13 protein-coding genes are annotated in these 13,854 nt (G+C 70.2%); 8 read left to right on the top strand and 5 right to left on the bottom strand.

Features of this window, described 5'->3' with window-relative positions:
* Window positions 1–140 precede the first annotated feature (140 nt).
* From OG885_RS18110 to OG885_RS18100, 3 genes are all read left to right on the top strand, one after another.
* Complete coding sequence (locus OG885_RS18110; protein ID WP_405732506.1) at window positions 141–1,418, top strand: hypothetical protein; 1,278 nt, start codon at window positions 141–143, stop codon at window positions 1,416–1,418.
* Window positions 1,419–1,486: 68 nt separating this feature from the next.
* On the top strand, window positions 1,487–1,951 hold the full coding sequence (locus tag OG885_RS18105; RefSeq protein ID WP_405732503.1) for a hypothetical protein: 465 nt from the start codon (window positions 1,487–1,489) through the stop codon (window positions 1,949–1,951).
* 101 nt (window positions 1,952–2,052) lie between these two features.
* The gene (locus OG885_RS18100; RefSeq protein WP_405732500.1) at window positions 2,053–2,586 is read left to right on the top strand and encodes a DoxX family protein; all 534 of its coding nucleotides are present in this window, start codon (window positions 2,053–2,055) and stop codon (window positions 2,584–2,586) included.
* 22 nt (window positions 2,587–2,608) lie between these two features.
* Here OG885_RS18100 and OG885_RS18095 read toward each other — a convergent pair whose 3' ends face one another.
* On the bottom strand, window positions 2,609–2,860 hold the full coding sequence (locus OG885_RS18095) for a hypothetical protein (RefSeq protein ID WP_405732497.1): 252 nt from the start codon (window positions 2,858–2,860) through the stop codon (window positions 2,609–2,611).
* Entirely contained in the window at window positions 2,847–4,361 is a 1,515-nt protein-coding gene (locus OG885_RS18090; RefSeq protein ID WP_405732494.1) for a PspC domain-containing protein, read from the bottom strand. Before OG885_RS18090 ends, OG885_RS18095 begins: the two co-directional genes overlap by 14 nt.
* A gap of 154 nt (window positions 4,362–4,515) precedes the next feature.
* On the opposite strand from OG885_RS18090, the gene OG885_RS18085 reads away from it, so the two are divergent.
* Both OG885_RS18085 and OG885_RS18080 read left to right on the top strand, forming a co-directional pair.
* Window positions 4,516–5,844, top strand: a complete 1,329-nt coding sequence (locus tag OG885_RS18085; RefSeq protein WP_399949275.1) for a PspC domain-containing protein — start codon at window positions 4,516–4,518, stop codon at window positions 5,842–5,844.
* Window positions 5,844–6,545 carry a LuxR C-terminal-related transcriptional regulator gene (locus OG885_RS18080; protein ID WP_399949273.1) on the top strand — a complete coding sequence of 234 codons (702 nt, stop codon included), beginning with the start codon at window positions 5,844–5,846 and terminating at the stop codon, window positions 6,543–6,545. The genes OG885_RS18085 and OG885_RS18080 overlap by 1 nt, the downstream gene beginning before the upstream one ends.
* Here OG885_RS18080 and OG885_RS18075 read toward each other — a convergent pair.
* Entirely contained in the window at window positions 6,436–6,951 is a 516-nt protein-coding gene (locus OG885_RS18075; RefSeq protein WP_405732490.1) for an ATP-binding protein, read from the bottom strand. The two genes, OG885_RS18080 and OG885_RS18075, sit on opposite strands and share 110 nt — an antisense overlap.
* Before the next feature lie 142 nt (window positions 6,952–7,093).
* Here OG885_RS18075 and OG885_RS18070 point away from each other — a divergent pair, with 142 nt between their 5' ends.
* From OG885_RS18070 to OG885_RS18060, 3 genes are all read left to right on the top strand, one after another.
* The gene (locus tag OG885_RS18070; RefSeq protein WP_405732487.1) at window positions 7,094–7,891 is read left to right on the top strand and encodes a helix-turn-helix domain-containing protein; all 798 of its coding nucleotides are present in this window, start codon (window positions 7,094–7,096) and stop codon (window positions 7,889–7,891) included.
* Entirely contained in the window at window positions 7,888–8,076 is a 189-nt protein-coding gene (locus OG885_RS18065; RefSeq protein WP_405732485.1) for a DUF397 domain-containing protein, read from the top strand. The genes OG885_RS18070 and OG885_RS18065 overlap by 4 nt, the downstream gene beginning before the upstream one ends.
* Window positions 8,077–8,313: 237 nt before the next feature.
* Window positions 8,314–9,207, top strand: coding sequence for a hypothetical protein (locus tag OG885_RS18060; RefSeq protein WP_405732482.1), 894 nt, complete (start codon window positions 8,314–8,316; stop codon window positions 9,205–9,207).
* Between the two features lie 16 nt (window positions 9,208–9,223).
* Here the strand turns inward: OG885_RS18060 and OG885_RS18055 are convergent, their stop codons facing one another.
* Both OG885_RS18055 and OG885_RS18050 read right to left on the bottom strand, forming a co-directional pair.
* Window positions 9,224–12,103 (bottom strand): KGGVGR-motif variant AAA ATPase, encoded by a 2,880-nt coding sequence (locus OG885_RS18055; protein WP_405732479.1) that lies wholly within the window; start codon window positions 12,101–12,103, stop codon window positions 9,224–9,226.
* Entirely contained in the window at window positions 12,100–13,806 is a 1,707-nt protein-coding gene (locus tag OG885_RS18050; protein ID WP_405732476.1) for a DUF4062 domain-containing protein, read from the bottom strand. The genes OG885_RS18055 and OG885_RS18050 overlap by 4 nt, the downstream gene beginning before the upstream one ends.
* Window positions 13,807–13,854: the final 48 nt, after the last annotated feature.

The raw sequence follows: 13,854 nt of genomic DNA, 5'->3' as shown, positions 1-13,854 counted from the left end.
GCCCTGACCAGACCTGCCGGACGAGCCGCCCGTGGCGTAGGGCACAATTCGCTGTCATCGCACGGGAGTTGCAGAGCGGCGGCCGAGACCTCGGCAGAGGCCGCGCATCGTGGAGATCGCGGGGAAGGCGGGCGTCGGGCGTGGCGGTGCAGGAGGCGAGACAGAGCGGGGAGACGGGCGCGCACGGAGGCGGCTGCACCTGCGGCGACTGTCCCCACGGAGCGCGGGAGGGCCATCGGCGGGCGGTCGCCGAATTCCTTCTGCGACGGGACGAGTTCGCCGCCGGTCAGGGCCTGCCGGCCGCTGTGGCCCACTCGGCCTCGGCCTCCCGTCAGTGGGTGTCGGAGGAGCTGACCCAGTCCGCGGAACTGGTCGCCGAACGCGGCCGCGCCGAGGGCGAGGCCTGGCTGGCCCGCCTGTGGATTCGTACCGCCTGCACGGTGTGGGCCGGTGTCGTCGTCCTCCTGCTCGTCCAGGCGTTGACCGCGATCGGTGCGGGCTGGACCTCCGCCCGCACCGCCGGGCTGCTGGCCGCCCTGCTGACGGCCGGCGCCCTGACCGCGGCCTCCTGGTTCCACCGCGCCCGGGGCGGCGCGCTGGCCCCAGTCATCGGCGAGGACAACCGCCTCTCCACCTCCCGCGCGATCGCCGTGGCCTGGGTGCTGTTCGTCGCGTACGCGGTGCTCGTCCTCGTCGGCCGACTCGCCGCCGCGTCCGACCCGGGCGAGCGCGACGCGCTCATCTCCGGCCTCGAACTCGCCCGCGGCGCCGGTGTGGTGACCGTCCTCGCCGTCGTCAGCGGGATCGCGGTACTGGTACGGCGCGTGGTCGGGCTGCGGGTGCTCGGGCAGCGGCTGCAGAAGGTGCGCGCCGACCGCCCCAGGGCCGCCGACCTGCTCACCGACGACGCCGGGCGCGGCACCTTCGCCGACATCCAGTACGTCGTGATCGGCGCGGTGGCGCTGCTGTTCGCCGCGGTACGGCTGGCCCGCCGCCCCGACCAGCTGCCCGACCTGCCCTGGGGGCTGGCGGTCGTGGTCCTGATCTCGGCGGCCACCTACGTGGCCGGCAAGTACGCCGAGGGCGGTCGCCCCGTCATCCTCTCCGTCGTACGCGCCCGCGAGGCCGGTGACCTCGACGCCCCGATCCGCACCGGCGACGACATCGAGATCCGCGGCGCCGGCTTCGTCCCGCCGGGAGCCCAGGGCGCGGAGCGGCTGTCCCGTATGACGGTCCGGGTGGGCACGGTCCATGTCCACGTCCCCCTCGTCCCCGTCACCGGCGGCTTCAGCAACCCCACGGACGCCGTCCTGACCGTCCCCGTCCCGGCGGACGTGGAACCGGGCCGGGTGGAGGTCCAGGTCATCACCGCGGCGGGCGTGGAGACCAACCGCTACGCGATCGACGTGACGGACTGAGCGATGGACGATCACCGGCGATACCTCTCCCTTCACTTCCCTTCACTGACGACGACAAGGCCTGGACCATGAGCGACGACGTCCTCTCCGTCATCCCGACCGACCCGTACTGGCAGCCCGAGCCCTCGGCCGCCGACCGGGCCGGCACCCTGATGACCGCCCTGACCGGAGGTCTGGCCGCCGACACGGACGCCGAGACGGAGGTCGACTGGTACGACGCCCCCACCGTGGTCGACAGCGGGCAGAACCTGGAGCGGATCGGGTGCCCCGCCTGCCGGGCGTCGATCGACCGGGCGTGGTGGGAGGACCTGGTGGAGGCCCACGAGGACGGCTTCCCGACCCTCGACGTCTCCGTCCCCTGCTGCGGCGCCGCCACCACGCTGGACCGGCTCGACTACGACCGGCCCTGCGGTTTCGCCCGCTTCGAGATCGCCGTCTGGAACCCGGAGACGGACGGGCTCGGCGACGAGGAACTGGCCGCCGTCGCCGAGGCTCTGGGCCACCCCGTGCGCCAGATCCGGGCGCACATCTGAGTTGTTGAAACTTGTCGCTCCGGCATTGAGCGGCTCCTCCCTTTCGTGCGTATCGTCTTTTGAGGGGTCACGGCACGCTGGGTGAGAGGCGGCTAGGAGCGATGACTCACGGTTTTCGTACGGACACGCACACCCCCTACTTCGACGGCGGCCGCGGCCGGAGCTGGCGCGACACCGCCACCCACTACGCCCTGCTCCCGCTCCGCGTCTTCCTGGGCGTCACCTTCATCTACGCGGGCCTGGACAAGATCACCGACAGCGCCTTCATGAAGGACTCGGGCGCCGGCTCGATCGGTGACCAGATGCGCAACGTCAAGCAGTCCTCGGCGATCCCCGCCATGGTCGACCTGGCCCTGAACAACCCCGTCGGCTTCGGCTACGCCATCGCCTTCGGCGAACTGGCCGTCGGCCTCGGTACCCTCTTCGGCCTCCTGGCCCGCCTCGCCGCCCTCGGCGGCGCCCTGATCTCCCTCAGCCTGTGGCTGACGATGAGCTGGGCCGCCGAGCCGTACTACTACGGCAACGACCTCGCCTACCTCATGGCCTGGCTGCCGCTGGTCCTGGCCGGGGCGCCGTATCTGTCACTGGACGCGATGATCAGGGGCCGACGACGACAACCCGCGGGAGCGTACTGACGCCGCGTCCGGTCGGCGGCGGCTATCGAGGTATCTCCGTGGGAGGGGCGTCCGGTGTTCCCGGCGTGCTGCCCGCCGTTCCGCGCCGGCGGCGTATCGAGTGGCTCAGGAACCCCACCGCGCCCGCCAGGCACAGGCCGCCCGTCACCACGGGGATGATCGCGAACCACGGTGTCTCCCAGGCACCGCCCGCGTCACCGGCGTAGATGACACCCGCGAGGGCCAGGAAGAACCCGGCGATCAGCTTTCCGGGCCGGAACTCATGACGCAGCACGGCTCACCTCCGCCTGTCCGACACCGACCTGGAGATCGATGTCGAGGGTGCCGGAGGCCTTGACGTCCTTGGCCGGTGCCAAGGTCACCTCCTTGTTCTTGCCCGGTTCCACGTCCACGTCCTCCTTGTCGTCACCGGGCAGCTGGATGTCGCCCACGCCCACGTCGATATGGACCTTCACCGTCGCGTTCTTCGGCACGATCACCTTCACCTTGCCCACGCCCACCTCGACCTCGGTCTCCAGGGTCTGCCCCTTGGAGAGGTCCAGCCCGCTCAGATCGAGCGTGCCGACGCCGGTGCCCAGGTCGTACTTCCGCTCGACGTCCGCCACCGCGGCCGGCCGCCAGTTCTCACGGACCCAGTCCGTACCGATGTTCTTCGGCAGGGCGGCCGCCCCGGCGAGCAGTCCCGCCGTGAGCACCGCCAGGAAGATCGAGCCCGCCCCCGTGCGCCCGAGGAACGAGCTCGCCATGATGCCGAGGCCCAGAACGATGAGCGCGCAGGCCAGACCGGTCTGGAGGCTGGTGCCGAGCGGGTGCTCCTCCCACGTCAGACCCGTACCGAGACCGCCCGCGAGGAGGGCGAGCAGGAAGAGCCAGCCGCCGATCCAGCGCGGGCCGCGCTGCCGGGGTGGCTGCGGGCGCGCGGCCCGGATGTCCGCGCCGACATGGCCGTAGCCACGGGCCAGGCTGAAGTCGATGGCGTCCGCGATGTCCCGGGTGCGGGCGTCGCCCGGACCCCAGAGATAGCCCGTGCCGCCCTCGTGGGTGCCGTCCTTGACGATGGGGTCGCGCCACCACGAGGGATACGTGGCGCTGACCGGCGGGGCCTGGGCCTCCGGCGGGGCGTCGGCGGCGGCCTGGGCGGCCAGCGGGTCGGTGTCGGGGGTGCCGCGCTGCCGCGCCCAGTACCCGGAGCCCGCGAGGAGCAGGGAGACGATGACGGCGAAGGTCAGCACCGTCCCGTTGTTCAACATCGTCAGGAACACGCCGCAGCCGACCAGCGCGAACAGCACGGCCGCCAGGGCCTGGCCGTCGACACGGCCGGTCAGCAGCTTGCGGACCTCGTTCTCCTCGTCGTCCTCGTACGGCACGAAGAGCCAGGCGAAGCCGTAGAAGATGAGGCCGATGCCGCCGGTCGCGGAGAGCACGGCGAGCGTGATCCGGAAGATCACCGGGTCCATGTCGCACTGTCGCCCGAGGCCGGCGCACACCCCGGCGAGCACCTTGTGCCGCCGGTCGCGGCGGAACCGGGCGGGCGGAGGGGACGCCTCGGCGTCGGTCTCGGTCTTCGTCCCGCCGGGAACCCGGGAGCTCTCACGGGCGTTGCCCGGTCGTCCGGCCGCGCCCGGTTCCCGCTGTTCTTTCCGCGCGCCCGCCTGCTCGTGCGCGCCCACCCGCTCGTGTGCGCGCGGTTCCTCACCGGCGGCGGTCGCGGAGGGCGCGGCGGACGAGGGGCCCTCGTCGGGCACCCGGTCCGCGGCGTGCTGGTGATCTGTCATGTGTCCATGGTGACGGGCGAGCTGCCGCGACGGGAGTCGGAATGACCCTGGCCGGACCCTGATATCGCCCCTGACCCGAGGCCGGGGAGACGTTCGAGGGCCTCGCCGCTCCGGCCCGTTTCGAAGATCAGGGGAGTCTAGGGGGCCGACCCTGATGCCCGGGCCGTCGCGCCGTGTGAACATCGATGGCATGCCGGATGCAGCCGCAGCAGCGCCACTCGTCGAACCGCGGCCGCCGCGCAAGCTCTACCGCAGCAGTGACGGACGCTGGCTCGGGGGGGTGGCGCGGGGGCTCGCCGGGCATCTCGGGCTGCCCGTGATCTGGGTGCGGCTCGTCTTCGCCGGTCTGTTCATGGCCGACGGCCTGGGCGCCCTGTTGTACGCCGCGTTCTGGTTCTTCGTGCCGCTCGGCGTCGGTGGCGTGAGCGGGCAGAAACCCCCGTCCTTCGTCACCACCGAGACCTCGCCGGACGGCCGCCGCCGCCTCGTCGCCCGCAGACCGGACAAGGGCCAGATCGTCGCCCTGCTCCTCATGGTCGTGGTGGCCATGGTCTTCGTGGGCAACGTCAACGTGGGCACCGGCGCCAAGGCCTATCTCTGGCCCGCCGTCCTCGTCGGCGCCGGAGTCGCCCTGGTCTGGCGGCAGGCGGACAACGCCCGCAGGGCCCGCTGGGCCGAGGTGGGCCGCCGCAGGCGGACCCTCAGCCTGCTGCGCGCCGCGGGCGGTGTCCTGCTCGTCACGGCGGGCGTGTCCGGCATCTTCGTGATGCAGGGCTCGGCCGCCCACCTCGGCTCGGTCCTCCAGGCAGCCCTCGCGGTCCTGGTCGGCATCACGCTCCTCGCCGGCCCCTATCTCGTGCGCATGACCCAGGACCTGTCCGAGGAGCGCCTGATGCGCATCCGCGCCCAGGAGCGCGCCGAGGTCGCCGCCCACGTCCACGACTCCGTGCTGCACACCCTGACCCTGATCCAGCGCAACGCGGAGAACGCGAACGAGGTGCGCCGTCTCGCCCGAGCCCAAGAGCGCGACCTGCGCACCTGGCTGTACAAACCCGAGGGCACCGGCAAGGACGAGGCCGACGAACCCGACACCCTCGCCGAGGCGGTGCGACGCAACGCGGCCGAGGTCGAGGACAAGCACGGCGTCCCCCTGGAGGTCGTCATCGTCGGCGACTGCCCGCTCGACGAGCGGATCGGGGCACAGATGCAGGCCGCGCGCGAGGCGATGGTGAACGCCGCCAAGTACGGTGGCGAGGGCGGCGCGGTGCAGGTCTACGCCGAGGTCGAGGGAAAGACGGTCTTCGTGTCGGTCCGGGACCGCGGTCCCGGCTTCGACCCGGAATCGATACCCGCCGACCGCATGGGTGTCAGAGAATCGATCATCGGCCGCATGGAGCGTCACGGCGGCACGGCCCGCCTGCGCGCGGTGCCGGGCGGCGGCACGGAGGTCGAACTGGAGATGGAGAGGGCGGAGAACACGTGATGAGCGACCCGACCGAGGCGAACGACACGGTGACGGGCGAGCGCCGGGTGCGAGTGGTGCTCGTCGACGACCACCGTATGTTCCGTACGGGAGTTCAGGCCGAGATCGGCCAGACCGAGCAGACCGGCGTGGAGGTCGTGGGCGAGGCCGCCGACGTCGACCAGGCGGTCACGGTCATCACCGCGACCCGCCCCGAGGTGGTCCTCCTCGACGTCCACCTCCCGGGCGGCGGCGGCGTCGAAGTACTGCGCCGCTGCGCCCCGTTGATGGCGGACGCGGAGCAGCCGGTCCGCTTCCTGGCGCTGTCCGTCTCGGACGCGGCGGAGGACGTGATCGGCGTGATCCGAGGCGGAGCGAGGGGTTACGTCACCAAGACCATCACCGGCACGGACCTGGTCGACTCCATCTTCCGCGTCCAGGACGGCGACGCGGTGTTCTCCCCGAGGCTCGCGGGCTTCGTCCTCGACGCCTTCGCCTCGACGGACGCGCCCCCGGTGGACGAGGACCTCGACCGCCTCACCCAGCGTGAGCGCGAGGTACTGCGACTGATCGCCCGCGGCTACGCCTACAAGGAGATCGCCAAGCAGCTGTTCATCTCCGTGAAGACGGTGGAGTCCCATGTGTCGGCGGTACTCCGGAAGTTGCAGCTGTCGAACCGGCATGAGCTGACGCGGTGGGCGACGGCGAGGCGGCTGGTGTAGTCGCGTCGAGGTCGAGCGTGAACCAGATCGTCTTGCCGAGACCGTTCGGGCGAGGCTCCGTGCCCCATGCGTCGGCGAGCAGGGTGACCAGGATCAGGCCGCGCCCCGACTCGTCCTCCGGGGACGGGTTCCGGAACGTCGGCATCGTGTCGCTCGCGTCCGTCACCGAGACACGAAGCCGGCGACCGTCATCCTCCAACGCGCAGCGCGTACGGATCTCGCGGCCGGGTGAGACCTGGGCGTGCCGATAGGCGTTGGTCATCAGCTCGCTGAGCAGCAGCACGGCTGTGTCGGTGACGTCGTCCGGGAGTTTCCAGTCGGCGGCCTGCTCACAAAGCCGTGCGCGGGACCGGCCCACGCTGCGGGGGTGGCGGGGCAGTTGCCACTCGACTGCTTCCTCGGGCATGCGCGCGTCTCTTCCGTGCGGGTGCTTCTCCGTCGTTTGCCGTGATCAGGCTGGTGGTTGACGCGTAACCTCGGCGAGTGGCGGAGTGTGTACAGAGGGTGCGTGTACACGGGGGTCGGCGGGAGACGGGTGGGCGCGAACGATGACTCAGCCGAACTGGCGGTACTGCGGCGGGCAGGTCAAGCTCTGGCGCGAGGAGGCGGGCGTCGGTCGACAGGCGCTCGCCGAAGAGGCCGGGTACGACTACGAGTACGTCAAGTCGATGGAGTGCGGGCGGCGACGGCCGACGTTGCGGTTGTTGCAGGTGGCCGACCAGATGTGCGGGGCGCGGGGGAAGTTGCTGGCGGGGCATGAGTTTCTGAAGCCGGAGCCGTTTCCTGCGCGGTCGCAGGAGTACATGGAGTTGGAGGCCGAGGCGATCGCCGTGCACGACTATTCGCTGGGGCTGGTTCCGGGGTTGTTGCAGACGCGGGAGTACGCGGCGGCGCTGATCGGCGAGAGCTGTCCGCCCTTGGACGACGAGACGGTGGAGGAGCGGGTTCGGGGGCGGTTGGCGAGGCAGGAGGCGTTGCGGCGGCGGGCGGGCACGGTGTACGGCTTCGTCATCTATGAGGCCGCGTTGCGCACGGGGGTCGGCGGGCCGGAGGTCATGCGAGAGCAGCTGCTCCATCTGCCCGAGGTGGGCGCGCGGCGCAACGTGTCCATCCAGGTGTTGCCGTTCGGTAAGTGCGGGGGCCTCGCGCTCAACGGGTCGTTCATTCTGCTGGAGACGGCTGATCACGAGCACTTCGCCTACGTCGAGAGTCCGGAGACCAGCGCACTTCATGCTGATGCGCACAAGGTCAGTGACCTCGCACAGGCGCATGGCATGATCCGCATGCAGGCTCTCGGAGTTGAGGAGTCGGCTGCGTTCATCAGGAAGGTGGCACAGGAGCTATGAAGACTGAGCTGACGTGGGTCAAGTCCAGCTACAGCGACTCCCAGGGCGGCGCCTGCCTCGAAGTCGCCCTCCACCCCCACACCACCCACGTCCGGGACTCGAAGCTCGGCCCCCAAGGCCCTCGCTTCGACGTTCCCGCAGACGCCTGGGCCGCGTTCATCGCGCACGCCTCCCGCGAGGCCTGAGCTCCGGGCTTCGGGCGTCGAGATCCGAGCTCCTCTTTCAAGGAATGGGCGGAAAGAATCCACCCACCCTCCCGCCCCTCATGTGCGCCAACTTCCGCGCATGACAGCGGAGATGACTTTTCGTGATCAGGTTGCGACGCACAGTCGCGAACCTCTAGCGTTCGCGACAACAAACAACCCCGGTCGGGTGTTAGCAGCACCCGCCGGGGTCTCGCCCTCAAGATCAGGACCGATCTCGTGGCTTACGAAAACTCTAACGCTGCCCTGCCCGCGCCCGCAGCCCATCCCATGGCCAAGCCCGGCTACGGCAAACGCTCCGCCCCAGACCAACAGCGGGCGAAACCCGGTGACTTCCAGCACCTCCCGCCCCGCGAGGCCTATCTCGCGAGCTTCATCGACCAGCTCCCCGAGAACGCCGCGATGGACGCCAAGACCCTCGCCAAGGCCCAGCCCCTCTACGGGCAACAGGCCGTGCGCTCGGCGTTGAACGAACTCGGGCGCGCGGGGCACCTGCGGCGCGTACGGCGTCGTATCCCTCCTGCTGAGGGCGAGACCGGCACGCGGTGGGTGTTCCACACGTTCTGGTCACGTCCCGCACGTGACGACGAATGGTGGGCCGGGACGCTCGAAGGTGACGTGACGCCGCCCGAGGTCGAGACAAAGGCAGTCGTGGCCGACGTACCGCCACCGTCCGAGGCCTACGACACCCTCGCCCGCCTCGGCCTCCGCGACCCGCGCCTCGCCCTGTCCGCCGCCGACTGTGCCGCGCTCGAAGAGCTGGCATGTGAATGGCTCGCCCGGGGTACGTCGCCGGACCAGTTGTCTCAGGTACTGGTCGCCGGGCTCCCGGACCAGGTGCACTCGCCCCGCGCCTTCCTGCGACGTCGGCTGGTCGACCGGATGCCGCCCGAGCGTGCCGTCCCTACGCCCGCGCGAGAACCCCGCCCCCTGATGGAGTGCACCGACTGTGGGGTGCCGGGGCGGGTGGAGGCGTTGCCCGGAGGGCTCTGCCGGGCGTGCCGTGGCCGGGGCAGGGATCTGGACCACGCGCCGACCTGGGCGCAGATCCTGCAGGTGCAGGCCCGGGTCGAGCAGATGCGTGCCGCCGTTCGTGCGCCGCAGCGCGCGTGAGTGTGTGGAGACAGGCTCAGAGGAAGAGGGAGCGGCGCTCGCGTCTGCTCGGTGGTGTTCTCCGGAGGAGGATGGCTGCGAGCGCCAACAGGGACCCCTGCAGCGCGATCTGGGATACCAGGATCGCGGTGTCGGTGTAGAGCGAAGCGCTCGCGACATACGAGAAGGCCACGCTGTACAAGATCAACAAGACCACCATCGTGTTCCGTATGGAGCGCCCTCGCCGGAAGTCCGCCCGTGACACCGCGAGATACTCCGTCGCCAATGGGCCCAGCCCGAGCCGTGCCTCTTGCCCTTGTTCTCCCACGAGCGTCAGACCCTGCTCGCCGAGGAGCGCCGACACGGGGCGTTCGGAGCGCTCCCACTCCTCGGCGGCAGCGGATAGCTGCTCCCGCAGCAGGAGCAATGACCTCGCATCATCGATCCACGTCCGGAATCGCGGCCAGGCATCCACCAGCGCCTCGTGGGCAAGTTGGACGCAAGGTTCCTCCTGGGCGTCGGCCGTGATGACCAACAGTCGCTGGCGGACCATCTGCTCGCACACCGCGGCGGTCCCGCTTGCCGCGAGCGTTGCCATGGGCACCAGGAGCCTTGGGTGTCGGCCACGGGCATCGACCGACACGAGGCGCAGCAGAAGTTCACGAGCACGCGTCCGGTCGTCCGCGGAGAATGAGGTGAACAGCTGCTCCGCAGCGCGGGTCAGACTGCTGCGCACCCCGCCCGTCTCGACGTAAGACTCGTGCGTGAGGTACCCCTGCCGCCGCCGCTGCCACACCTCGCGCAGCGTGAACTGGAGCAGTGGCAGAGAGCCCGGTTCGCCACCCACGTCATTGAGCAAACGGTCGGTGAGCCCTGGCTCCAACTGGAGCCCGTAAGCCTGGGCGGGCCGAACCACTGCCTCCCGCATCTCGTCGACGGTCATGGAAGGAACGACCAGAGGCCGTCCCACCAGGAAGGGTGCCTGTTCGCTGGCCTGCACGAGGAAGTCCGCGCGGAGCACGGTGATCGGCACGACCACCGGATCACGGGTGGAGGTCAGTGTCCGCAACAGGGCGATGGTTCCCTCGTGTTGCGTGTCGTCGGACTCAGTGAGTACTTCCTCGAAGTGGTCGAGTACGACGACCACGTGCTGGTATCGCCGGCCGAGCACCTCGTTCAGGTCCTCGGGCCGGAACCCCGTACTGGCCGTCGGGTCGTCCACCAACGCGGACAGCTTGGCCAGCAAGGTCGATACGCCGCGATCGCCACGTACCGTCACAATCGGCCAGAGTTCGCTGCCCGGCAGTTTCCCCGCCCGCAGCGCCGGCAACAACCCCGCGTGCACCAGGCTCGTCTTGCCGCTGCCCGCCCCGCCGGTGATCGCGCACGTGCCGTACCGGTTCATGGCGGACAGGACGTCCTGGAGGACCTTGTCCCGGCCGAAGAACACGTCCGCCTCGGCCTCGGAGAAGGCGTTGAGGCCCGGGTACGGGCACCGGTTCAGACGGTCCCGGTCCGGGAGAGTCGGTGCCGGCGGGCGCAGCCCCGCCCGCACGATCTTCAGCAACCGGTCCGCGTCGAGGCCGCTCCGGAAGTCGAGGAAGGCGTATCTCTCCAACTCCGTTGGCGGGCCGCTGACTCCGGGCAGCAACACTGGCAGCAGGCGCGCATCACTTCTGACGGTCAGAGAGGCGAGTGCGCGGCGCTGGTACGCGCTCTGCTCGCTTCCCGGACTGACGAGAACCAGGTTCACCTTCGCGCGCACGGCCTCCTGAAGAGACTGATCCGGCAGCGGGTCGGCGACCCGGAGCCCGTGTACGGTCAGCAGGTCGCGGATCTCGAGGGCCGTGTCTCTGTCGACGGGGTGGAACGACAGCAGAACGTCCGCTGACGCGAACCGGGTCGTCGGGTCGTACTGGGTTTCCAGCGGCTCCGCCGCACCCCTGCCCTGCCCCTCGTCGACCGGCGCGGAACGCAGCGCCGCGACCGCGTTGTTCTCGGGCGCCACCAGCGCGATCGCGTGGCGCAGGTTCTCGTACGCCCTGGCCAGACCCCGTCGCTCGGCCGCGCGGCCGGGGTCGGTGATGACCTGTTCTTCGAAGGCGCACCCGGGAACGTAGGGAACCTGTAGGTCCCAGAAGGAGAGGCCCGCCGCCGTGAGAGTGCTCGGGGTGAACGAGTCGAAGCCGGCGCGGAAGCGGTTCGCGAAGGTGTCGAGGAGGTCGGCGTCCTGCTGGTCGACCCGTGCCGGGACCACCAGGACCTCCAGCGGGCGGTTGCCGCGTACCGATCGGACCTGGGGAGAGAGGAAGTGCCGGACCATCCATGCCGTGCCCTCGACGTTCTGCAGGTTGGGAGCGCAGAGGGCGACCACGGCGTCGGCCAGCTGGTAGGCGCAGACGCCACCCAGTTCCGTCACTCCCGTCCGGCTGTCGACGAGGACGATGTCGTAGCGTTCGGCGCAGACGCGGCGGAACCACTCGAAGAACAGCTCGCCCGACCAGACGTAGTAAAAGTCCTGCCAGTCGAAGCGGCGCAACTCCGCGCCGTAACGGGTGATCTGCTCGTCCGTCTGCCGCAGGCCGGCGGGGATCAGGTCCAGACAGCCGCCGTCCGAACCACGCGGATACACGGTGGAGATGTAGCGGTCGAGGTCGCGGAAGGCGTCCTCCTCCCCGTCGGTGTCCGAAGCGGCCACGGACATGGCGTACTTGAAGGCGAGGAGCAGATCGAGCAGCCCCTCCCGGCCCCTGACCCGCCGGTGGTCGATGGGGAAGAAGTGCTCCAGGCCCGGGGCTTCGAGGTCGAAGTCGACCATCAGGACGCGCGCACCGCTTCTGGCCAGCTGGTCGGCGATGTTGGCCAGGGCCATGGAGCGGCCCACGCCGCCCTTGTACGAGTAGAAGGTGACGATCACGTCGTTCCGCCTTCTGTGATGAGCCGGGCCATCCCCGGGGAGGGCCGGGCGCCGAGCTCGGCTTGCAGCTGCCGGGCCTTGTCCGGGCTGGGCCGGGCGTTGCGGTAGGCGTCCAGGGTCTGCGGCAGGCTGACGCGGAGCCAGCGGTCGAAGTGGCGTCTGCTCGCGACGTTCATCTCGCAGAGAGGGTCGAGTTCGCCGCCGTAGCGGTGGTCGGCGCGATGGAGGCGGGCGGCCAGTTCACGCCGGATGAGTTCGTGGGCGGTGCCTACCGCCGGGTCGCCCGGGGAGACGGTGATCAGGGACACCTGGGCGCCGTGGTAGAGCGGAGAGGAGAGGAACGTCTGCTCCAACGCCGGGTGGAGGAGGGAGAGTTCGTCGGCCACCACGAGGCATCCGTTGCGCGCCAGATCGGTGAAGAGGAGCGTGTGCGCGAGATCGTAGGAGAGCAGATCGTCGAAAAGGTAGGGCTGGAGCCGGATGGTTCTGCCCCGCAGGAGCAGGTCGGGGCTGTTGATGCCGGTCACGGCTTTCCGCAGGACCTGGTCGATGGTCCGGTCCGCTTCGCCGAAGGGCTTCCATTCCCCACGTGTGGTCCCGTAGCGCGCGCGGACGGCCTCTGCGGTCAGGCCCAGCCGCTGCACGATGTCCGCCACCTTGCCCGCCTTGGTGGTGATCAGGCTGTCCGCCTCCGCGCCCGTCATGGCCACCACCACTACTGGCAGACCTACCTCCTGGTCGGGGTGGGGCAGCCCGACGGTTCTCGAGAGCGTCGCGTTCAGTCGGTTCGGCAACGGCAGGGACGGCGACCCGGCTATGACCTCGGTGATTCCCCAGGCGGTGCTGTCGGGCGGAGCGTCCTCGTGTCCGGGGGCGACGACGCCGAGGAGCGTCCCGCCGGTGCGCGTCCGGGCCAGGTCCAGGATCCGGCGGGTACGGTCGGGGTTCTCGGCGAGGACGGTCGCCAGGGACGGGGAGAGCAGGAGGCCGACCGAACGCGACGCGGTGACCGTGCGGTCCAGGTCCGCCATCTCGGCCGGAGTGGTCGCCAGCAGGTCCGTGCTGGATGTGCTGACGGTCCACATGCCTTGCACGGCGGCGGCCAGCTCGGCCGCGTCGTCCTGGTCCTTGAGGGCGTGCAGGAGATGCAGGTCGTGGGTCAGACGCCGGGGGTGCGGTGGTTCCGCGACCGGCCTGGGCGCTTCGGCGGGCGGTGCAAGCTGCAAGAGGGCGGTGACGGACGACGTCACCTTCCTCGCGAGGTGATCGGGGTTGCGGAACCAGCCGACGCCATGCACCTTCGACAGTTCGGCACGCAGCCGCTTGATGTGCTCGTTGGAACCTTCGTCGGCACCTTCCTGGCCGTCGATGCGATCCGTAGGCCAGGGGACACCCGGCTTCAAGAGGAAGATCAACCGCTTGCGGCCCGCCTCGCAGGCCTTGCGGTACTCCAGCTCGGTGATCGACCGGCCGTCCGGGTTCAGCGGCCCGATCTCGGGCACGTATCCGTAGCGGAGAGCGAAGACGCCCACGTATACGTCACAATCCGCCACGTCCGAAAGGCACTTCTCGACCGGACGCTCGTCGAAGGCCGGGTAGTTCTCCATGGCGACGACGTCCAGCGGCAGCGACCGCAGCGCGTCCAGTACCGCCGCCCGGCACTCCTCCAGGTCGGACACCGTCGACGACAGATAGACCCTCACCCTGCGTACCTCGCTCCTCACGCGGTGAGGACAAGGTACAGGCGGCGA

Origin of the sequence: Streptomyces sp. NBC_00028 (genome assembly GCF_045041065.1) — a bacterium.
GTDB lineage: Bacteria > Actinomycetota > Actinomycetes > Streptomycetales > Streptomycetaceae > Streptomyces.
Note: the sequence above shows the minus strand (reverse complement) of the source record. Positions and strands in the feature narration are given on the sequence as shown.

Excerpts from the sequence above, each read along its gene's own strand:
- OG885_RS18105 (WP_405732503.1), top strand. The coding sequence starts at position 1,487 with ATGAGCGACGACGTCCTCTCCGTCATCCCGACCGACCCGTACTGGCAG.
- OG885_RS18100 (WP_405732500.1), top strand. The coding sequence starts at position 2,053 with ATGACTCACGGTTTTCGTACGGACACGCACACCCCCTACTTCGACGGC.
- OG885_RS18090 (WP_405732494.1), bottom strand. The coding sequence starts at position 4,361 with ATGACAGATCACCAGCACGCCGCGGACCGGGTGCCCGACGAGGGCCCC.
- OG885_RS18085 (WP_399949275.1), top strand. The coding sequence starts at position 4,516 with ATGCCCGGGCCGTCGCGCCGTGTGAACATCGATGGCATGCCGGATGCA.
- OG885_RS18080 (WP_399949273.1), top strand. The coding sequence starts at position 5,844 with ATGAGCGACCCGACCGAGGCGAACGACACGGTGACGGGCGAGCGCCGG.
- OG885_RS18075 (WP_405732490.1), bottom strand. The coding sequence starts at position 6,951 with ATGCCCGAGGAAGCAGTCGAGTGGCAACTGCCCCGCCACCCCCGCAGC.
- OG885_RS18070 (WP_405732487.1), top strand. The coding sequence starts at position 7,094 with ATGACTCAGCCGAACTGGCGGTACTGCGGCGGGCAGGTCAAGCTCTGG.
- OG885_RS18065 (WP_405732485.1), top strand. The coding sequence starts at position 7,888 with ATGAAGACTGAGCTGACGTGGGTCAAGTCCAGCTACAGCGACTCCCAG.